Consider the following 326-nt stretch of genomic DNA (forward strand, 5'->3'; position numbering starts at 1 on the left):
AAGTGGAGAATCCCTTGCTTCAGGACGCCTATTTTGCGACCGTAGCGCAGAAGGTGTTCGCTATCCTCGCCGCAGGAGATGTAGACGCGACTAAGTTGGTTGCCGGGATCACACGCGGGACCGAGGAAGGTCGCCTTTTGGTCTGGTCAGCCGACCTTCGAGAGCAAGCGACCCTCGCTAAGTATCCAATCAGCGGTTCAGTATCGGGTCCGAGCATCGCTCCTGCGCAGTTCGGCGTCTATTTCAACGACGGGACCGGCGCAAAGATGGACTACTACGTCAAGCGCACAGCTCAACTCATCAAAGAGTGCCCCAGAGACGGCTAC

Annotated in this window: 1 pseudogene; it reads left to right on the forward strand. The window is 57.4% G+C overall.

Going from position 1 to position 326, the window contains the following annotated elements:
- Positions 1-14: 14 nt before the first annotated feature.
- A pseudogene (locus AC5RWX_RS34515) lies at positions 15-326 on the forward strand (DUF4012 domain-containing protein); the annotation flags it as partial.

Source organism: Arthrobacter sp. SPT-J7 (assembly GCF_059089965.1).